We start from the raw sequence: 20,643 nt of genomic DNA on the forward strand, positions 1-20,643 counted from the left end.
TCCTCCCTTCCAAAAAAATAACCTCCCCCGCGAAGGTAGAGGTTGTTTTACAATTCAATTGGCAAATTGCCTTATTTTAAACCTTCAATGAACTCTTCGATTTGTTCTTGTGTTTTACGATCTTTGTTTACATAGCGACCAGTTTCTTCACCTTTATTGTACGCTACAAAGCTCGGAATGCCAAATACGTCTAATTTTACACATAGATCAATAAACTCATCACGATCTACATAGTAAAATGAGAAATCACTATATTTCTCTTCTACTTCTGGCATAAATGGATCTACAAAGCGGCAGTCTGGGCACCATTCTGCTGAGAACATAAAGACTACATTCTCTTCATTTTTTAACTGTTGGAATTGCTCCATGCTTTCTAATGACTTCATCTATATTTCCTCCTCTAACGGGTGCATTTTTCATGTTATAATCTTTCTTTTATACTACCATACATCGCGCACGGTGCAAGGTTTATGCTTGCTTTTTGTCATACTTATATTGCCCAACTAACAACTTAACAACGTGTACAAATAATTCCGTGCGGTCGACATAATCATCTGTAAAAATACCGATAGCACCTTCGTGACTACGAATATCTTTTCGCTGCACAAACTCTTCCATCACTTCGCTTAATTCCTTACCATCTTCAAGAGGTGCTAAAAAATCGTCTGGTAACGTAATACGCGCTCCTCCGGCCACAAATACTTTCCCATCCATTGTTGCTAGCGCGCCCCAGTTACACATAAATAAACCGTGCTCCGTTTTCATTACGCCGCCTTCTAGCCCAATACCAATTGGAGCTTCTCCTTCCTCTAGCGCTCGCTTCGCTCTATTAATCGCTCCTTGCATCGTCTCTTCATCTGAGAAAGGCTGAGCTGATACTCCTGACGGAACAGAAAGAGATGTAATTTCAGCATCTTTCCAAACCTTCTCCACAGCGCCAACCTTCGTTTTATTCTTTGATCCTACTACTACTTTCATTTCGTTCACCTCTATAAAAATTCATCATTCTATTCTAATATCCCTATCAGATACGAATTAAGCATCAACCACTACCACATATCACCAAGTCATCTATTCAGCCTAAAAAAGAAGGTTTTTTCTAGCAACATTACCGTCTTCAAAAACAAAAACAGCCTTCCTCTCACTTCCTACTTGGGGTCTTCATACATCATTCGAACACCAATTAAGCACTGACCATTCCCACTCATGGATGGGGCATCTATTCAATCTAAAAAAAGAAGGTTTTTTCTAACAACATTACCGTCTTCAAAAACAAAAACAGCCTTCCTCTCACTTCCTACTTGGAGTCTTCATACATCATTCGAACACCAATTAAGCACTGACCGCTCCCACTCATCGATGGGTCATCTATTCAATCTAAAAAAGAAGGTTTTTTCTAACAACATTACCGTCTTCAAAAACAAAAACAGCCTTCCTCTCTTTTCCTATCCAGGGTCTTAATACACCATTCGAGCACCAATCAGGCACTGACCGCTCCCACTCATCGCTGGGTCATCTATTCAATCTAAAAAAAGAAAGGCTCTTCAGCCCTTCTTCCTCTCTACACGTTATTCTTAATTGTCTCTAACGTCGTTTTATCTGTTGTTCTTACAAGCTTCGTAATTAATTCTTTCGCCGCTGCATAATCATCAACATGTAAAATTGAAGCATGTGTATGAATGTAGCGCGCACAAACACCAATTACTGCTGATGGGATACCAGAGTTACTTGTATGTACACGGCCCGCATCTGTACCACCTTGTGAAATAAAGTATTGGTACGGAATGTTGTTTGTTTCTGCTGTATCTAAAATGAATTCGCGTATTCCTCTATGTGTTACCATCGTGCGATCGTAAATACGAAGAAGAGCACCTTTTCCTAATTGACCGAACTGTGTTTTGTCACCAGATGCATCGTTTGCTGGACTTGCATCAAGCGCATAGAAAATGTCTGGTTGAATCATATTTGCAGCGGTTTGCGCTCCGCGAAGACCTACTTCTTCTTGTACAGTAGCACCAGAATATAATGTATTTGGTAATGTTTCGTCTTTTAATTCTTTTAACAATTCGATTGCAAGACCACATCCGTAACGGTTGTCCCAAGCTTTCGCCATAATTTTCTTCTCATTTGCCATCGGTGTAAACGGGCAGATCGGCACGATTTGTTGTCCTGGTTTTACACCAATTTCAATCGCATCTTCATAACTATCTGCACCTATATCAATTAACATATTTTTTATATCCATCGGTTTTGCACGTTGCGCGTCACTTAATAAATGAGGAGGAATAGAACCAACAACCCCAATAACAGGGCCATTCTTCGTCATAACTTGTACACGCTGTGCTAATAAAACTTGGCTCCACCAGCCGCCTAACGTTTGAAAACGAAGCATTCCGTTTTTCGTAATTTGCGTAACCATGAAACCTACTTCATCCATATGACCTGCTACAAGAACACGTGGGCCAGTTTCGTCCCCTTTTTTCAGACCAAATACGCTACCTAAACCGTCTTGTACAATTTCATCTGCATATTTGCTTAATTCTTGTTTCATAAAACGGCGTACATCATGTTCAAAACCTGATGCACCTTGTAATTCTGTTAACGTACGAAATAATTGTAATGTCTCTTTATTCACGAAGTCCCCTTCTTTCAAACCTTAGTAGAATACCTCTTTTATTGTAACGAAATTTTCGAAATGTTTCTAGTTTCTTCTTTTTTAGCTGTATTTGCTTTATAATTATTATCGGTACACTATTTTTATTTTATAGAATTGAGGTGAATATATGAGCTGGAAAGGTTTAGTAGCAGGTCTTGGCGTTGGGTTCGCAGCTGGTTATCTCGTTGCAAACAAAGTACAAGAACAATCCCATATTTCTTCAGAAAAAGCATTGAAAATGGTGAAACAAGCATTAAGTCATAAAGGTGAAATTACTGGCTCTTGGGTACATATGGTTCCAGAGACATTTGAAAAATATGATGTCGCATATGAAGTTTATCGCGGCGGTCTTACAACAATGTTAGATGATATACAAGAACGATTTGAATTTTTAGTTGATGCTAAAACAGGTACTGTTTTAGAGGTTATAGCAGCATAAAACGGAGGGTTCCCATTAGGTGAACCTCTTATTTTTTTGAAATTGCGGGTATTGATTAAAATTATATCAGCGATTTTTTAAATATATCGACTTACCGGCAAAATTCTATAATAAAAAAGAAGCTGCTCCAATAAATATGATGGAACAACCTCCTATTTTTATGCTTCTATACTCGTTTTCCGTTCTATTTTTTCTACGATACGACCTTCCTCATTCCACTTCACAGCGCGATAATATGCGTCATGGTAAAACGTAAACCATGCCTCTTTTTCAGCACCATACTTCATCCACTTTTTCTTATTTTCAATCGAGGTCATCGGATAATCATCGTATGCCATTACCCATAATACATTTTGATGCGCGTGCGTCGGCAATAGATCTGCTAAATGTAGCATCGTTTCCCCTTGACTCTCCAAAATGATGACTGCATGTCCATCACTATGCCCACCCGTATGTGCCATCTTGATTTCATCTGTAATTTCTATTTCTTGCTGGAACGTAACAACTTGATCTACAATTGGCTCCCAATTTTCCTTCCAATATGTATTACGTGATCTAATGTTTGGATTCCTCATTTCATTCCATTCTGTTTCACTTACGTAAACTTTCGCATTTGGAAATGCCGGTACAAGGTGATCATCTTCCCATTTGGTTAGACCAGATGCATGATCAAAATGAAGATGCGTCATCAAGACGTAGTCGATATCTTCAGGCTTTAATCCTAATTTTTCTAATGATTCATAAACCGATGATTCTTCTGTTACACCTTGATTGCGTTTCATCTTCTCATTCAACTTACCGTTTCCTATCCCGGAATCAATGAGCATATTTCCGTCTTTCGTTTGCAAAAGTAACGGATCTGTTCGTAAATAAATATGATTTGTGTCATTATGTTTATATTTACGTGACCAAAGTACTTTCGGCACGACTCCAAACATTGCTCCTCCATCTAAATGTGTATTCCCGCCTTTTAACCACGTTACTTTTATATCTCCAATTTGTAACTGTTCCATTACACATCCCCCTTTTTAATTAATCTTAACATAAAATTCTGATTATTTTAGGTGTAAAAAAACCTACGCATTACTGCATAGGCTCTGTACGATATTTTGCTTCAACTCGGTAAATACGATGACCTTTACTAGAGAATTTCTCTTCGTATTCAGTCATGATGTTACCTTCAAAGTCGCTGTTATGAAGATCTAAGCTTAAGTACGTTAGTAACATACCATACTCAGCCATACTCATAAGAGAATATTCAAATAAACCTTGGTTATCTGTTTTGAAATGAATTTCTCCGCCTTCTACTAACACTTCTTCGTAATTACGTAAAAATGTTTTATACGTTAAACGACGCTTCGTATGACGTTTCTTTGGCCATGGATCTGAGAAGTTTAAATAAACGCGATCAATTTCACCTTTCGCAAAGAAAACTGTTAAATCTTCAGCATCTTTATTAATTAACTTTAAGTTTGGTAATTCTTCTTCAATTAATTTATCAAGTGCATCTACAACAACACTTGTGAATTTTTCAATTCCAATATAATTAATATGTGGATTCGCTTTCGCCATATCATACATGAAGCGGCCACGACCTGTACCTACTTCAATGTGAATTGGTTGTTCGTTTCCAAATACTTCTTTCCAGCTACCAGCGCGCTCCTCTGGGTTTCCGATTACGATATGTGAATATTCATTAATTCGATCCATTGCATACGGTTTATGTCTTAAACGCATAGATGTTTCCCTCTCTTTACATAGCTATTTTAAAGGAATAATTCCTTCTTTCTTTTTTAATCAATCTACCAAACAAAAAACCAAGTACGTACGAGCACTCGGTCCGTTTCTTTCAAGTATAAGATGTACCATTTTGATAAAAACTACATACAGCATTAAACATTCCATGACGAAACAGCTTTTTCTCTTACATTTGAAGAGAAAAACAATCGAAAGGATGATCCGTTCATGCCAATTAATCAACAACATCAATTAGAAGTGCTGAAAGATATTTTAGTCAACCACCAAAGTGATTGCTGCGGGACAGTTTCAGAATGCGAGCAATTAGAGCGCCTCATTCAATCGTTACTCGCAAACGATAATATAAGTAGTGACGCTAAAACAATGCTAAACGATGTATATTCTTATAGTCAATCGGGTAAATCTTCCTCTAATTTGGACAACCATATTTCCAATAATCAAGAACAACTTACTCAGTGGATTGCTGGAATGGACAATTTTTCTTAAGTATTATTCTGAAGCAAGTAGTTGCTGTAAATATTGATGCCAATATTCAGCTTCTGCTTGCTGTTTTTTTGTTGTATGCCATTGAATAGACAAAATCGTTTGTGCTATCACATACCATCTCATGCGCCTAAGCAGCGATTCATCCATTTCAATATCATAAAAACCGAGCCACTCACTCCACTCCTGGCGCGGAATGTACCAATATAATAACATACCAAGGTCTAGAGCTGGGTCAGCAATCACAGCTCCATCCCAATCAATTAAAAACAACTCATCTTCATCCGACAATATCCAGTTGTTATGGTTTACATCACAATGGCATACAACGAATTCATTGTATTCAATAGCTTTTAATGAATCCATTAAATATTGAAGGCCTTGCTGAATTGTTTCATCATCCCTTATATCTCCTCTTAAAACGAGTTGCAGTTGTTGTAATAACTCTTGTGCGTGAAGCGGTTGCTTCCCAAGTCTTTGAATCATCTGTACAAGCGCTTTAGAGGAGTGAATTTTCTTCAAAAGTTTCGCAACACGTTCTAGTTTCATATCCTCTGGCTCTAACTTCTGTCCCGGAAGCCATTTTTGAGCAGAAATTACATCACCGTTCGTTACCCTTCTTGTCCAAAGTAATTTTGGAACAATTCCTTCTGCTGACAATACCGCTAAAAAGGGCGATGTATTCCGCTTTAAAAATAACTTCTGTTGTCCGTTTTGCGCAATATATGCATCGCCCGTTACTCCACCAGCCGGTACAAGACTCCACTCTTTTCCTAATAATTGTTCCAACCATTCCATATTCATTACCCGTTAACAAATCCTTATCTTTTATAGTTATGAAAAGAAAAACCGCAACATTTCTACACATGTTGTGGATTCATATATTTTACTGTAAATGAAAAGAAAAATTAGCCTAAGCCAAAAATCCTCTATTTTATTTTACAAAACCTGTCATAGAATGACAACTTATCAAAATCGTCACCTTTGTCAATTCTACATTTATTACATTCTCATCGTCAAGTAGCGATTTGTCACATTATCGTCAATATATACGTGCTAATTGGAGCGAGCTTAAGTTCCTTTCCTCTAAATGAAGAAATTGGCTCTATTTTCGCTTCGTTTTCGTTTACTAACACATGCCACGTTGCTTCATTCGGAAGTTGCACAGTTTTAGCTTCTAAACCGCTATTAAATAAGACGATAATCTCTTTCCATGGCCCAAACGTTTCTGCATGCTCTAGGTGATATGCAAGTACTTCTGTAGATGTTTGTAAAAAAGTCATATGTTTTTTTATAAGATCTGCGCTTTGTAATCGGAATGCCCCATGCTCTTTACGAATCGCAATTAAACCTTTTATATAGTTAACGGTCTCTATCTCTTTCTCTTTTTGATCCCAATCTAATTGATTGATCTCATCATTTGCATTATAACTATTTTCATTTCCTTTCTTCGTACGATAAAACTCTTGCCCTGCGTGTAAGAAAGGGATGCCTTGTGAAAGAATAACCATTGCGCTCGCTAACAGGTGACGTTTTTTCAAAATCGTTTCTGATTCTTCATTACTGCGCACTAGTTTATCCCACATCGTCATATTATCATGACATTCTACATAGTTAATGCTTTGCGCTGGCTCTAGAAACAGGCCTGTTTCTTTCATACTTAAAAGACTTCCTGCTGCAATATACTGCAAATGATTACAGTCTACATGCCCACCAAATGCAAAACCACGCTTATTTATATGAAATGTACTCCCTTTTATCCCATCACGAAATTGATCATTAAACTGCGCGATATGTGGCATTTTCTTCGCATTATTTAACGTTGCTTTTTCCTCACGAGGAAGCGGTGTTTGCAAATCCCATCCTTCTCCTAATAACAAAGCATCTCGTTTTATGTTTCGCACTTCTTTTTCTATCATATTCATCGTATCAACATCTAAAATTCCCATTAAGTCGAATCGGAATCCATCGACATTGTATTCAGTAAGCCAATATAAAATAGACTCTACAATGAATTTCCTCATCATTTTCCGTTCAGACGCTATATCATTTCCGACTCCCGTCCCATTAGAAGGCATACCATCTTCACCATGACGAAAATAGTATCCTGGAACAAGCTTTTCAAATGATGATAGCTCTCTTTCATAAACATGATTATAGACAACATCTATAATCACCCTAATACCTTGTTCATGAAATGTTTCAATTAGTTGTTTGCACTCAACTATCCTGTTATACGGATCAGAGGGGTTTATAGCATAATATCCTGTTGGTGCATTGTAATATAATGGATTATATCCCCAATTATAGGCGGACGAAGGATTCGCCTCATCTACACCACCGAAACAATATAAAGGTAATAGTTCAACATGTGTAACACCTAAATCTTTTATATGGGACAACCCTGTTAATGTCCCATTCCGTCCTGTTGTTCCCTCTTCCATCAATCCTTTATATGTTCCCTTTTGAATTACTCCACTATTTGGATGTATAGTCGCATCACGAATATGCAGTTCATACAATATGGCATCTGTCATTGATTGTAATGTTGGTAATCCCTCTCGTCTTGTTACATTCGTTTTTTCTAAATTGATAACAACACCATGTTTTCCATTTACCGTCACCGACTTTGCATAAGGATCCACAGCTTCGTTCCATATTAAATTAATACAAACAAGAAATGTATAGCGTGCTCCGTCTAAATCACCTTGTAATGTTTGAATCCAAACTCCGTTTTCTCCCCTGTACATTTCATGATCGGTATATTCTTTATCGCTCTTATAAATTCTTACTTTCGCAAGCCTTGCAGTTGGGGCCCATACTTTAAATGTCGTTTCTTCTTTTTGATAAACAGCACCTAAATCTGTACCTTCGTAATAATACTTTTCATCGAAACTTTTTGTTCGAATAACAGCACCTATTTGTAAATCAGTTTCTTCATTCCGTTCATCTCGTACTGTATAATACTTCCCCACATCTAGCGGCTCTTCTATAAAGCACTCATACTTCGTTGCATCTGGAAGCGCAATAGTATGAGCAATCGGTAAATCTTTCACATTACTTCCTTCTTGCAAACGAAATGTCCGACTTGTTCCATACGCATGTGGGAGCAAAATTGTAATTTTATTCATTTCATCTAAATAGGCATCAAATGGACGTTTTACTTTCAACATAAAAAAATCACCATCATTCTCAAAGTTAAAATAAAGTGAAACTTTAATGAGCGAGAAAATTTCTCCATCCTCACTTATTATTAGCCTTCACCAATTAGGCGAGATAAAATGAGCTGCAAATGATAAGGCTTTTCTTATCAACAAGACTCTATACAGTAACTCCATTCTTCTCTATAGTATATTCACCTGCATAAAAAACGTTTTCAACATTCTATTTTTGTAATTTTATTTCAGCAATCGATTTATACTTCGGGGTTTCTTTCACGTGGGATTCGTATAAAGTAATTGTATCTGCTTGAAATGATATTTCAGGCACTTCTTTTATACTTTCTAAACGAAACTTTTCTTCTCCTATCCATTTACGAGCAACGGTAATATGCGGGTGATATGGGCGTGTTTCTAGAGAAAATCCATTTTCTTCACAAATGGCATGTATTTGCTTTTGCAACTGAAACAAATCGTGATTCTCACTTACCTTCGCCCAAAAAATACGAGGCTGATCTTCCCTACCAAACGTTGAAAAACCTTGTAATGTGAACGATAGTTCTTTTGTTTCTGCAATTGTTTTTAATCCATTCTTTATTCCCTCTAATTGTTCCCCCGTTGCACTCCCTAAAAATGAAAGGGTAATATGATAGTCTTCTTTATGTACCCATGAACGAAATTGTAATTCCTCTTGCATATCCTCTTTATAGTTAGACAGCATTTCTTTTATATGATTCGGTAACGTAATTGCGACAAAATAATGCAGTTCCATGTACATCTTCTCCTTCTTTTCTATTGTTGCTTTTCTTTCTTATCTCATTCAGGTAAAAAGAAGCCGCTCTCCAAAATAGAGAGCGGACATTATTTATATATCCATTACTTCGCTAATTCATGAATTGCTTGCGCGTAAATTGCTGTTGCTTTCAATAAGTCTTCAATTTCGATATACTCATCTTTTTGATGCGCAAGTTCTTCTTTTCCAGGGAATAGCGGGCCAAATGCCACACCAGCTTTTAATGAACGAGCATAAGTACCGCCGCCGATTGCTAATAGTTCTGCTTTTTCACCTGTTTGTTCTTCATACACACGTTGTAACGTACGGATTAATACGTGATCTTTATCGACGTGATGTGGGCGAGAATTAGAATAGTCAGCCACTTCAAAACCATGCGTACCAACATATTCTTTCAACTTCACAATTGTTTCTTCAAAGTTAGTTGTAACTGGGTAACGTACGTTTAGCCCTAAGTTACCACCGTTTTCTTTCGTATAAGAAATGCGACCGACATTCACTGTTAACGGACCGCTAATTTCATCTTTGTAAGCAATAGTAGCTTTTTCACCAAAAATATCACCAGTAAATGTTTCTGTTGCAAATGTCGCAAATGCAGTTGCTTTTCCATCAAGTGAAACTGTAGTTAAGAAGTTTGCTAATAATAAACCTGCATTTTCTCCTTTTTCAGGAGTAGATCCGTGCGCTGAAATTCCTTCTATTTGCAACGTCACTGTATTTCCTTCTATAGTCGATTTCCCTATTTTTTTAGCAGTTTGTAAATACTCTTCATATGCTACTGTAAGTGCATTTACATCTTCTCCTGTGATAACTGCTTCTGCAAAATCAGGAACCATATTTAAACGGCGCCCTGAATCAAATGAAACAAGTTCATATGCACCTTTTTTCTCTTCACTACCATTTTGCACAACTTGTATATCAGAAATTCCTTTTTCTGCATTAATAATTGGAAAGTCTGCATCCGGTGCAAAACCAATTGTTGGCATTTCTTCATTTTTAAAGTAGTGATCTACACATTTCCAATTGCTTTCCTCATCTGTTCCTATAATCATACGAACACGTTTTGAAAGAGGTAAGCCTAATTCTTTCACAATTTTCATTGCATAATATGCTGCCATCGTTGGGCCTTTATCGTCAATTGCACCACGTGCAAAAATCTTTCCATCGCGAATATCCGCACTATATGCGGGAGTCGTCCAGCCATCTCCTTCTGGTACAACGTCAACGTGACAAAGAATACCTACTAATTCTTCTCCTTGTCCCATTTCAAGATGACCTGCATATCCTTCTAAATTTTTAGAAGCAAAACCTTCAGCTTCTCCTTTATGTAACATGAAAGATAGAGCTTTTTCTACACCTTCACCGAATGGTGCGCCCTCTTTCGCAGATTCTTCTTCCCATACACTTTTAATTTGTAAAAATTGTTGTGTATCACGAATTAAATCATCTTTTCGTTTTGCAACTTCTTCTGTCCAATTAATCGCTGACATCACGCATCCATCCTTCACTATATTGTTTCTTTCATCATAACAAACAGAAATCTCTTATGCCATACACGAAAACTAAATACCGAACAATTGTAATATTTCAGATATTTCTTATTAGTTTTTCTTTTGTTTTTTCAAAAAAATTTGCAGGAATTTGGCGTTTTACGTAGAATTTTATGTGTTAGTTGACTGACCATATATACAATGTCAACTACCAATATTTTTCTATATGAATATTTGTTAAATTTCTGTAAAATTTAAGTAGATTAAAGCATGAATTTTATCATGTAGAGTACAATGGTAGTAACGACCTTCTTTCCTGAATGGGGTCAAAAAAACTAGTAGAGGAGTGGTTTTCTCTTGAAACCTACAACTACTCGTATGCTAACACGCATTAAATCAATTTATATGTACATCAATGAAAACGGAACGGTAACGACGAAAGACCTTGTAGATGAGTTCGGGATCACACCGCGAACGATACAACGTGATCTAAATGTGTTGCAGTTTAATGAACTCGTGTATAGCCCTTGCCGCGGTAAGTGGACAACAACAGGAAAGAAAGTGAGAATGACCTCATAACGAAAAATAATTGTATGGTAAATAAATACATACCCCTTTCTAATAATTAGAAAGGGGTCTTTTCTGCGCCTATAAAGGTACTACTTTTCAGTATCTACTTGATATGTTTTTAACATTTCTACTTCTTCATCTGTTAGCTCTCGGTATTGTCCAAGTTCTAGTTCTTCATCTAATACTAACGGACCCATCTCTGTTCTCTTTAGGTAGACTACTTTTTTTCCTACCGCTTCAAACATACGCTTCACTTGATGGAATTTCCCTTCCGTAATCACAAGCTCAATTTCAGAAATATCATCGCTTTTCAATATTGTAAGTGCACCTGGCTTTGTTTCATAGCCATCGTCTAAAATAACACCTTTAGCAAATTCTTTTACATCCTCTTCTGTTACTACTCCTGCAACGTGTGCATAATATTTTTTCGGCACATGCTTTTTCGGAGATAATAATTGATGTGATAACTTCCCATCATTTGTTATCAATAAGAAGCCTTCCGTATCGATATCAAGTCGTCCAACTGGGAACGGATCAAAGATTGCATCTTCTAATTCTAATAAATCTATTACTGTTTCATGATTATCATCTTCCGTCGCTGAAATAACACCTTGTGGTTTATGCATCATTAAGTAAACAAATTCTTTGTATTCCACAACTTCACCGTGAATCATAACTTCTTGCTCTTCTACATTTACATGAACTTTCGCATCTTTTACTGGCGTTCCATCAATTTTCACAACGCCATCTTTCAATAATTTCTTTACTTCTTTTCTACTTCCATATCCCATATTTGCTAATAATTTATCTAATCTCACGTTTTTCACCTTCTTTATTTATCATAGAAAAGGGGACGTAATTACGCCCCTCTTGATTTCAACTTTATTTTAAATCTACTACCAAGTTTACGTTGAATTTTATCTAATGCTTCTCCACCAAATACTCTTTCAAGTACTCCTGTGCGAATTGCTAACAATCCGTAAACAAGACCGCCAATACCTGCACAAATCGCAACTGTTATAAGAGCACCAATACGGCCATCAGGCGAAATCATGAAGGATAGAATCCATTGTGATAGTTTTACAGCAACGACCATTATAAGTGTCAGTACTGCAATTTGGAATGTTCTTTTATATACAACACCGAATGAATAGTGTGCGTATTTTTTAATTTGTTGATTTGTGTACCAAACAGAAGCTAAGAAACCAACTGCTGTCGCTAGAATTGCTCCTACTGTACCGAAATAACGAATAAAGATTACGTTACATACAAATTTCAAAATAACGCCCATTATAAGCGCAATAATCGCATGCTTCTGCTGGTTAATACCTTGCAGGATTGCTGCTGTTACTGTAAATAAAGCGAATAACAACGCAACTGGTGCATACCACATTAATACTTGTCCACCTAGTGGATCTGAATCGTAAAACGCAGTATAAATTGGATATGCAAGTGAAGAAATACCGACAACTGCTGGCAATGTTAAAAACATATTTGCCTGGAATGTTTGTGTAATTTGTAATTTCAAATAGCGGTATTGTTTTTCAGTAAATGATTTTGTGATTGCTGGTACAAGCGTTAAACTAAACGCTGTTGCAAGTGATACAGGAATCATAATTAACTTATGCGTCCACATTGTGAAAATACCGAGAGCTCGCTCTGCGATATCACCTTGACCAATCGCCTGCATAATTGAGTTAAATGTCAATGTATCAATTTGTTGATATAAAGGAATTGTTAACCCAATTACAACGTAAGGAATCGCATATGCAAATAACTCTTTAAACAATTGAACGGTGCTTACTGTTGATTCTGGTACAGTTTGTTCAATTAAATATTGATCCAAATATTTTTTACGTTTTAGCCAGTACCAAATTAACACACCGAGTGCTCCAACCGCTGAAACGAACGCAGCAAATGTCGCTACTCCAACTGCTGTTGCAACTGTACCGCCAAGTACTTTAATAACGATAAAACTACCTGCTAATAAAAAGACGATACGAATAATTTGTTCAATAATTTGTGAAACGGTAGTTGGTCCCATAGACTGGTGACCTTGGAAATAACCACGAATTAAACTCGCTGCTGGTACAACAATAAGCGCGAAGCTTACAAGACGAATGATCGTCGTAACTTCTCCTACATTATTGTGTATACTTTGTTTACCAAGCATCGCTTCTGCAAACAATGGCGCCGTCATGTACAGCACTAGGAACGAAAGAACTCCTGTTACTATCATCATAACCATTCCCGAGCGGAACATTCTCCGGCTCGTTTTATAATCGCCAAGCGCATTATATTTGGAAACAAATTTTGAAACAGCAAGTGGCACACCTGCCGTTGCGATACTTAAAAAGATCGTATATGGAATGTATCCATATGTATAGAGCGTTCCGCCTTCTGTTCCTACTAATGCATGAAACGGAAAGACGTAAATCATGCCTAAGAACTTTACTAAAAATGTCCCTAGCGTAACAATAAGCGTTCCGCGCAGAAATTTCGAATCGGACATACAAAAATCCTCCTACATCTACATAAAGTGAAACTATAATTAGTTGGAGACTTCTCTCCTACTCCTTATTAGTTGAACCATTCGAGCATTTACAGGCTAACAGACTCCCTATTTACTTCTCCTAAATCTTGAGGTTTTAGTCTTATCGCCTACAAATGGCAGGATAGTGCTGAACTCTAACTTTTGTATTGTACCACAATTCTCTCATTAAGCAGTACTTCACTCTATTTTTCTTTTAAGGGAAAACATGCTATTCTTTTAGGCAGGAAATGTAGAAAATGAGGTCGATATATTATGCATTATGATGTTATTGTCATCGGCGGCGGTCCTTCTGGGCTAATGGCTGCAATTGGTGCTGCAGAAGAAGGCGCAAATGTCTTACTTCTTGATAAAGGAAATAAACTTGGGCGTAAACTTGCAATTTCTGGTGGCGGACGCTGTAACGTAACGAACCGTCTACCACTTGATGAAATTGTTAAACATATACCAGGAAACGGTCGCTTCTTATACAGCGCTTTTTCTATTTTTAATAATGAAGATATTATTACATTCTTCGAAAATCTCGGTGTTAAATTGAAAGAAGAAGACCACGGTCGCATGTTCCCTGTGTCCAACAAAGCACAATCTGTTGTAGACGCACTTTTAACACGATTAAAAGACTTAGGTGTAAAAATTCGTACAAATACGCCTGTTGAAACGATTGAATATGAAAATGGTCAAACAAAAGCAGTTATACTGCAAACAGGCGAAGTGTTAGAAACAAATCACGTCGTTATCGCTGTTGGCGGAAAATCAGTTCCTCAAACTGGATCTACTGGAGACGGATATGCTTGGGCTGAAAAAGCGGGTCATACAATCACAGAATTATTCCCAACAGAAGTACCTATCCTTTCAAACGAGCCGTTTATACGTGACCGCTCATTACAAGGTCTTGCTTTACGTGATATAAACTTAAGTGTATTAAATCCGAAAGGAAAAGCTATCATTTCTCACAAAATGGACATGCTCTTCACTCATTTCGGCCTATCTGGACCTGCTGCTCTTCGCTGTAGCCAATTCGTCGTGAAAGCACTGAAAAAGTTTAAAACGAATACAATACAAATGAGTATTGATGCATTGCCAGAGGAAAATAGTGAACAACTATTTCAGCGCATGCTGAAACAAATGAAAGAAGATCCGAAAAAAGGAATTAAAAACGTTTTAAAAGGTTATGTTCCTGAACGTTACTTCCTATTCTTATTAGAAAAAAATGAAATTGACGGCAGCGAACAAGCTGGACAAGTTTCTCACGAAAAGATTCGTGCACTTGTGAAAGACTTTAAAGAGTTTACTGTGAATGTAAATGGTACGCAGTCAATTGAAAAAGCATTCGTTACTGGCGGAGGTGTATCCGTGAAAGAAATTAATCCGAAAGAAATGTCTTCTAAATTTACGAACGGCTTATATTTCTGCGGAGAAGTTCTTGATATTCATGGTTATACTGGTGGCTATAATATTACATCAGCCCTTGTTACTGGTAGAATTGCCGGAACGACAGCTGGAGAAAACGCGAAAATGCAGTATTAAAAAAAGAAACAGGGATTCCTGTTTCTTTTTTTTATAGGTACATGAAATTATATGAGCGATTCCACAAATATATCAGCGATTCCGCAACTTATATCGGCTATTTTCCAAATTTATCAGCGATTCTGCAACTTATATCGGCGATTTCCCAAATATATCGACTTACCGACAAGAAACGACAAATATAGGCTCCACTTAACTTCCCATTGCTTTTTTGTTGCTTTATATACCTTAGTACCTTTATATTTTATATTGTTGAATATTTAAAAAAGGGTAAGGGGAAAACAAATGAGAAAAAAAGTCATGATGTCTTTAATGTTAATGACGTTTCTTTCTGCGGTAGAAGGAACGATTGTTAGTACAGCAATCCCTCGTATAACGAGTGATTTGTCAGGCGTCGAACTTGTTAGTTGGGTATATGCAATTTATATGCTTGCAACAGCTGTTTCGACTCCAATATACGGAAAGCTCGCTGATTTATTTGGCCGTAAAAAAGTTTTACTGATCGGAGCTACAATCTTTTTAGTCGGTTCTGCACTTTGCGGAGTCGTTACATCGATGGAACAATTAATCTTCTTCCGCGCGCTTCAAGGTATCGGTGCTGGTGCTGTTATGCCAATCACAATGACGATTATTGGAGACTTATATAGCGAAGCGAAAGACCGCGCGAAAGCACAAGGTTGGATGAGTGCCGTTTGGGGTGTATCCGGTGTTATCGGACCGTTAGTAGGTGGATTTTTAGTTGATTCCCTTTCTTGGCGTTATATTTTCTTCCTAAACGTTCCATTCGGAATTATCGCTTGCTTAATGATTGCAATTTACTACAAAGAATCTATTAAACCTGCTAAGCATCATATCGATTATCTTGGTGCAACAGTCTTCTCATTAAGTACAATCGCTCTACTATATGCATTATTAACAGGTAGCAGTAAGCAAAACTGGGGAGACATGACAATTATCGGCCTATTAATCTTTGCCGCTATTTCATTTATTATTTTCTTATTCATCGAGAAGAAATCTCCGGAACCATTAATTCCGCTAGCACTTTTCTCTAACCGTACATTATCTACGATAAATATATTAACTCTTATTGCTGGCGCAATGATTATTAGTATTACAATGTACCTTCCAATTTGGAGCCAAGGTGTATTAGGGAAAAACGCTACAGAAGCTGGACTTATTTTAATGCCAATTCCTGTTATGTGGACATTTGGCGCTATTTTCTCTGGTAACTTAGTAGGCAAATTAAAAACGAAACAAATCATTTTACTTGGAGCTAGCATTTTATCAGTCGCTACGTTCTTATTATTTACACTATCAACAAATTCACCATCGTTCCTTATTTATGTAGCAGTCGGATTATTCGGCTTAGGAATGGGGCTTGTGACACCGATTTACATGGTAACAATTCAAGCAGCTGTACCAGCTCATACACGCGGAACAGCTGTTGGTTTAAACACATTTATTAATACATTTAGTCAAACGTTAGGTGCTGCAATATTCGGTACAATCTTCAATACGATGATTCACACACGTGGTATTAAAAACCTTGATCTTGTATCTGGCGGACACGGCGGTACTACAGCAAACGTAGTAACCGAATCGCAATCTGCATTAGCATCAAGCGTACACGTCATTTATATGAGCACTTTCGTATTAGCAGTATTTACATTAATTATCGCTTGGCTCTTATTAAAGCCAGCTACACAAACAAGTGAGCAACAATAAAAGGATGACCATTTTGGTCATCCTTTTTATTCTTCATTCTCCACAATATGTTTCAGCATGGATAATTTATTATCCCAAAAACGTTCATAATACGAGAGCCATTGTTGTAATTCTTCTAATGGTTCTGGATGCAAACGATATATCTTCTCTCTTCCGCTTTTTCTTCCACTTACTAAATTCGCTTCTGAAAGAATATGAAGGTGCTTTACAACCGCAGTACGACTCATCGGAAAATGATCCGTTATTTTGGAAATCGGTAACTCTTTGTCACTTAATAACCGTATTACTTCTCGGCGGGTTGGATCAGCAATTGCTTGAAATACATCATATTTCGCTGCTGACGAGGACACTTAGCCTTCGACAACCTTTTTCAGTTTTTCATTTACAATCGCTACCCAACCACCGCTCATTCTATCGCGAATAATAGAGCTCTTCGCATTTGCTTTCGGAAGAATTTCATCAGGATGTTTCCAGCCGCCGTGAATTAACGTAAATTCTGTTTTGTTATCTCCTAAGTCTTTCAAATCAAATGAAACAACCCAGCCATCTGTATCCCATGAGAAAGATAAATGGTTTGGTTCATCAATTTCTAATACTTTACATGGTGATGGCCCAAATGGTGATTGCACATGAAATTCATGTCCTACCTCTAATACAAAATCATTTGGCATAAACCATGACGCAATCCCTTCTGCAGTTGATACTACACTCCATACCTTTTGAATAGACGCGTTAAAAACGATTGTTTGTTTAATATCATTTAATGTATTTTGTTGTTCCATTTTCATTCTCCTTTACTCGGCGTTACAACATAACACCTTTTGGTTATACTTTGATAATATAACACCTTTTAGTTTCATGTCAACGCTAATTCTTTTACTGTTGAGAAATTCTCAACATTTTTTCAACAGGACAAACACCCTCTTAGCATTTCCTCATAATATACTCACAAAGGCAATACAAAATAAAAACTTCTCTCAACATGAAACTCCATCATTCATATTGAAAGAAGCGCCTTACTTATATCATGCGTACTTCGTCTCTCCTCCTTCCCTCAGGGACAATACGCGAGATATGACAAATCAGAAGGAATATGCCCACCATTTGAGTAGGTAGTTATTTCTCTTCTCCTCAACATTTCCTTAGGAGCGAAATGACTACCGACTCACTTTTTTCAAACAAAATAAAAAGGGGTTGAACGCTATGTTCTATTGCATTAACTGCTCTGATATTCACCATGAAAAACATCCAAATGATAAAGTATTCAAAAACGGTTTTTATATTGATCCATTTTTAGGTGATCGTTATCACCTTGGTATGTGTAAAGATGCCCAAAACCATGAAACAGGGGAGCCTCTTTTAACGACAAAGAAATTAGGCACAACCCAATCTATTATGAACGTATTACCGACACATGTTGTCCCAACATAAAACATAAAAAAGAGCTGGGTGAGCCAGCTCTTTTTTATGCTTTATAAACGATCATTGCTGAAAAACAATAAATTTGGTTTTCATCGTCGTTAATAGAAACACCAACTTGATACTTAATATCTACAAAGTTGCTATCATCAATCTTTTTCAAAAACACATTCACAGCGTCTTCTAAGTCTTTTTCGTGACTTTCATCAAATACTTTCACACGAATCATGTTAACACCGTCCTAGATCGCAGCCCTCGGCCGCTTGATTATTGCCACGGTGCGTATCTATGATGCGATAAAACTTTCCATTCTCATATATATATCCGTCTTCTAACACATATTCTTTATCTTCAGTATAGACATAAAACTTACCTATCATAAATTTACTCGTATATAATTCCAAATAATTTTGTCTAAATTTAGCTACAACTTTATTTGTAATATCAATTTTTATTGTGCGCCCCACCTTCTCTCCCTCCTTTGCAAAGAACGGATTTAGGTATATTGTATTAGCGCTTTTACATTTTATGCTTAAAAATAAGTGGATATGCCTTCTTTCTTCACCTGTACTATTTTTCTAAAAAAAATCACTATAAATAAGGTCCCCAAAAAAAACATAAAAAAGCACTTTATCTTATTGACTCGAATATAAATATTATGTTATTATATAAAATTTGACATTTTTACATACGTATGCTATCATTAAAAGTGGTTACCACATATGGAGGTGGATGATTTGTTTCAAATTGGTGATAAAATCGTTTATCCAATGCACGGTGCAGGAATCATTGAAGCAATTGAAGAGAAAGAAATATTAGGTACTTCACGTCAATATTGTGTGATACGCATCATTAGTAAAGATATGCAAGTAATGCTTCCTATGGATCAATTAAAAAAATCGGGTATTCGTTATATCGTTGATCGAGGTACGTTAGATGATATACTTCTTGAATTTCAAAACGGGGAGTCAGACCCATCACTCTCATGGAAACAAAGATATACAATGAATATGGAAAAAATGAAAAACGGCAATCTGCAAGATAGCGCAGAAGTTGTTCGGGATTTACTTCGCCGCAATAAAGAGAGAGCATTAAATGCGAGCGAAAAACAAATGCTAGATAATGCACGAAAAATGATGATTAGCGAAGTCGCGCTCGTACAAAATGTTACTGAACATCAAGCAACAGAATTTCTTCAAGATACAATTAATCACTAAATTTAAAATAGCTGGCCGCTATTTTTTTTGTAAAAAAGGACGAAGAGTTTTATCTCTTCGTCCTTTTATATTACCCACGCCCAGCTTGAAACGATGGATATAACGTCATTCCACCATCTGCAAATAGCGTAATTCCAGTTACATAACTCGCCTCTGAAGAAGCGAGCCAAGTTGCTACTGCTGCAATTTCTTCAGGGTTTCCAATATAGCCCATCGGTATCATACTTTCTACGTCAGCACGTTTTTTAGGATCAGCAAACTTTTCTGCATTAATCGGCGTATTAATTGCACCTGGTCCAATATTATTTACTCGAATACCTTTTGGCGCATATTCTAGCGCTAACGTTTCTGTCATCAGTTTAATACCACCCTTACTCGCTGCATAGTGCACAAATAGTGGCCACGGAATTTTCTCATGAACACTAGACATATTAATGACAGAACCTTTAATATCATGTTCTACAAAATATTTAATCGCTTCACGACTTCCTAAAAAAGCACCTGTTAAATTTGTATTAATTACCCTATTCCAATCTTCAAGCGGCATTTCATGCGACGGTACCGCGTTTTCTATCCCTGCATTATTAATCATAACGTCAAGCGTACCAAACTCTTTCACAGCAGATTGAATGAGATTCACAACATCTGATTCGACGGTTACATCACCTTTTACAGCAATCGCTTCGCCGCCTACCTTTTTAATTTCTTCTAACACATCATTCGCTTCTGATTCTCGTGAGCGATAATTAATAACCACTTTCGCTTTTTCCTTAGCAAACCTCACTCCCATCGCTCTTCCAAGACCAGTTGCTGATCCTGTAATAACGACAACTTTCCCTGCTAAATCACTATACATT

At 36.9% G+C, this 20,643-nt stretch carries 23 protein-coding genes; 7 read left to right on the forward strand and 16 right to left on the reverse strand.

The annotated features are described in order from the left end of the window. Nucleotides 1-71: 71 nt before the first annotated feature. The 3 genes from ACX9TM_RS23775 to ACX9TM_RS23785 all read right to left on the reverse strand — a co-directional run bounded on the left by ACX9TM_RS23775 (nt 72) and on the right by ACX9TM_RS23785 (nt 2,635). Nucleotides 72-386, reverse strand: coding sequence for a thioredoxin family protein (locus tag ACX9TM_RS23775; protein ID WP_000838193.1), 315 nt, complete (start codon nt 384-386; stop codon nt 72-74). An 82-nt stretch (nt 387-468) separates the two neighbouring features. Beyond that, nucleotides 469-978 (reverse strand): DUF84 family protein, encoded by a 510-nt coding sequence (locus tag ACX9TM_RS23780; protein WP_000869940.1) that lies wholly within the window; start codon nt 976-978, stop codon nt 469-471. A gap of 583 nt (nt 979-1,561) precedes the next feature. Further along, the gene (locus tag ACX9TM_RS23785) at nt 1,562-2,635 is read right to left on the reverse strand and encodes a M42 family metallopeptidase (RefSeq protein ID WP_065382067.1); all 1,074 of its coding nucleotides are present in this window, start codon (nt 2,633-2,635) and stop codon (nt 1,562-1,564) included. 148 nt (nt 2,636-2,783) lie between these two features. Here ACX9TM_RS23785 and ACX9TM_RS23790 point away from each other — a divergent pair, with 148 nt between their 5' ends. Further along, nucleotides 2,784-3,095: a PepSY domain-containing protein gene (locus ACX9TM_RS23790; protein ID WP_000118541.1), complete on the forward strand. Its 312-nt coding sequence runs from the start codon at nt 2,784-2,786 to the stop codon at nt 3,093-3,095. Between the two features lie 158 nt (nt 3,096-3,253). Here the strand turns inward: ACX9TM_RS23790 and ACX9TM_RS23795 are convergent, their stop codons facing one another. Further along, nucleotides 3,254-4,108, reverse strand: coding sequence for a YtnP family quorum-quenching lactonase (locus ACX9TM_RS23795; protein WP_065212202.1), 855 nt, complete (start codon nt 4,106-4,108; stop codon nt 3,254-3,256). Between the two features lie 70 nt (nt 4,109-4,178). Beyond that, nucleotides 4,179-4,832, reverse strand: coding sequence for a tRNA (guanosine(46)-N7)-methyltransferase TrmB (gene trmB, locus ACX9TM_RS23800; protein ID WP_001239385.1), 654 nt, complete (start codon nt 4,830-4,832; stop codon nt 4,179-4,181). Between the two features lie 228 nt (nt 4,833-5,060). Between trmB and ACX9TM_RS23805 the strand changes: the two genes are divergently transcribed. Beyond that, complete coding sequence (locus ACX9TM_RS23805) at nt 5,061-5,339, forward strand: YtzH-like family protein (protein WP_001122235.1); 279 nt, start codon at nt 5,061-5,063, stop codon at nt 5,337-5,339. Between the two features lie 3 nt (nt 5,340-5,342). On the opposite strand, the gene ACX9TM_RS23810 is transcribed toward ACX9TM_RS23805, so the two are convergent. The 4 genes from ACX9TM_RS23810 to pepV all read right to left on the reverse strand — a co-directional run bounded on the left by ACX9TM_RS23810 (nt 5,343) and on the right by pepV (nt 10,777). Then, nucleotides 5,343-6,140, reverse strand: a complete 798-nt coding sequence (locus ACX9TM_RS23810) for a phosphotransferase family protein (RefSeq protein WP_002094168.1) — start codon at nt 6,138-6,140, stop codon at nt 5,343-5,345. A 227-nt stretch (nt 6,141-6,367) separates the two neighbouring features. After that, a complete protein-coding gene (gene pulA, locus ACX9TM_RS23815; protein ID WP_065382066.1) occupies nt 6,368-8,509 on the reverse strand; it encodes a type I pullulanase in 2,142 nt (713 codons plus the stop codon). A gap of 211 nt (nt 8,510-8,720) precedes the next feature. Next, the gene (gene thpR, locus ACX9TM_RS23820) at nt 8,721-9,266 is read right to left on the reverse strand and encodes an RNA 2',3'-cyclic phosphodiesterase (RefSeq protein ID WP_000418986.1); all 546 of its coding nucleotides are present in this window, start codon (nt 9,264-9,266) and stop codon (nt 8,721-8,723) included. Nucleotides 9,267-9,370: 104 nt separating this feature from the next. Next, the gene (gene pepV / locus ACX9TM_RS23825; RefSeq protein ID WP_001274230.1) at nt 9,371-10,777 is read right to left on the reverse strand and encodes a dipeptidase PepV; all 1,407 of its coding nucleotides are present in this window, start codon (nt 10,775-10,777) and stop codon (nt 9,371-9,373) included. A gap of 357 nt (nt 10,778-11,134) precedes the next feature. Between pepV and ACX9TM_RS23830 the strand changes: the two genes are divergently transcribed. Beyond that, complete coding sequence (locus tag ACX9TM_RS23830; RefSeq protein ID WP_000805512.1) at nt 11,135-11,356, forward strand: DeoR family transcriptional regulator; 222 nt, start codon at nt 11,135-11,137, stop codon at nt 11,354-11,356. 80 nt (nt 11,357-11,436) lie between these two features. On the opposite strand, the gene ACX9TM_RS23835 is transcribed toward ACX9TM_RS23830, so the two are convergent. Both ACX9TM_RS23835 and ACX9TM_RS23840 read right to left on the reverse strand, forming a co-directional pair. Beyond that, nucleotides 11,437-12,165, reverse strand: a complete 729-nt coding sequence (locus ACX9TM_RS23835) for a pseudouridine synthase (RefSeq protein WP_001234947.1) — start codon at nt 12,163-12,165, stop codon at nt 11,437-11,439. Nucleotides 12,166-12,206: 41 nt separating this feature from the next. Then, entirely contained in the window at nt 12,207-13,859 is a 1,653-nt protein-coding gene (locus ACX9TM_RS23840) for a putative polysaccharide biosynthesis protein (RefSeq protein ID WP_001284028.1), read from the reverse strand. 294 nt (nt 13,860-14,153) lie between these two features. On the opposite strand from ACX9TM_RS23840, the gene ACX9TM_RS23845 reads away from it, so the two are divergent. Beyond that, on the forward strand, nt 14,154-15,425 hold the full coding sequence (locus ACX9TM_RS23845; RefSeq protein ID WP_000558859.1) for a BaiN/RdsA family NAD(P)/FAD-dependent oxidoreductase: 1,272 nt from the start codon (nt 14,154-14,156) through the stop codon (nt 15,423-15,425). Between the two features lie 285 nt (nt 15,426-15,710). Continuing rightward, nucleotides 15,711-17,150: an MDR family MFS transporter gene (locus tag ACX9TM_RS23850; RefSeq protein ID WP_065382065.1), complete on the forward strand. Its 1,440-nt coding sequence runs from the start codon at nt 15,711-15,713 to the stop codon at nt 17,148-17,150. Nucleotides 17,151-17,176: 26 nt separating this feature from the next. Here ACX9TM_RS23850 and ACX9TM_RS23855 read toward each other — a convergent pair whose 3' ends face one another. Continuing rightward, nucleotides 17,177-17,500: an ArsR/SmtB family transcription factor gene (locus ACX9TM_RS23855; protein WP_000098837.1), complete on the reverse strand. Its 324-nt coding sequence runs from the start codon at nt 17,498-17,500 to the stop codon at nt 17,177-17,179. Further along, nucleotides 17,501-17,932: an SRPBCC family protein gene (locus ACX9TM_RS23860; protein ID WP_000437765.1), complete on the reverse strand. Its 432-nt coding sequence runs from the start codon at nt 17,930-17,932 to the stop codon at nt 17,501-17,503. A 421-nt stretch (nt 17,933-18,353) separates the two neighbouring features. Here ACX9TM_RS23860 and ACX9TM_RS23865 point away from each other — a divergent pair, with 421 nt between their 5' ends. Next, nucleotides 18,354-18,581 (forward strand): DUF3973 domain-containing protein, encoded by a 228-nt coding sequence (locus ACX9TM_RS23865; protein WP_000498989.1) that lies wholly within the window; start codon nt 18,354-18,356, stop codon nt 18,579-18,581. 34 nt (nt 18,582-18,615) lie between these two features. Here ACX9TM_RS23865 and ACX9TM_RS23870 read toward each other — a convergent pair whose 3' ends face one another. Both ACX9TM_RS23870 and ACX9TM_RS23875 read right to left on the reverse strand, forming a co-directional pair. Next, nucleotides 18,616-18,798: a sporulation protein Cse60 gene (locus ACX9TM_RS23870; protein ID WP_000621751.1), complete on the reverse strand. Its 183-nt coding sequence runs from the start codon at nt 18,796-18,798 to the stop codon at nt 18,616-18,618. A 1-nt stretch (nt 18,799) separates the two neighbouring features. Further along, nucleotides 18,800-19,036, reverse strand: a complete 237-nt coding sequence (locus ACX9TM_RS23875) for a DUF2553 family protein (protein WP_000533806.1) — start codon at nt 19,034-19,036, stop codon at nt 18,800-18,802. A 255-nt stretch (nt 19,037-19,291) separates the two neighbouring features. On the opposite strand from ACX9TM_RS23875, the gene ACX9TM_RS23880 reads away from it, so the two are divergent. Further along, nucleotides 19,292-19,786, forward strand: coding sequence for a CarD family transcriptional regulator (locus ACX9TM_RS23880; RefSeq protein ID WP_000451442.1), 495 nt, complete (start codon nt 19,292-19,294; stop codon nt 19,784-19,786). A 70-nt stretch (nt 19,787-19,856) separates the two neighbouring features. Here ACX9TM_RS23880 and ACX9TM_RS23885 read toward each other — a convergent pair whose 3' ends face one another. Next, on the reverse strand, nt 19,857-20,642 hold the full coding sequence (locus ACX9TM_RS23885; RefSeq protein ID WP_000286674.1) for a glucose 1-dehydrogenase: 786 nt from the start codon (nt 20,640-20,642) through the stop codon (nt 19,857-19,859). Nucleotide 20,643 lies beyond the last annotated feature (1 nt).

Source organism: Bacillus sp. LH1, assembly GCF_057924895.1.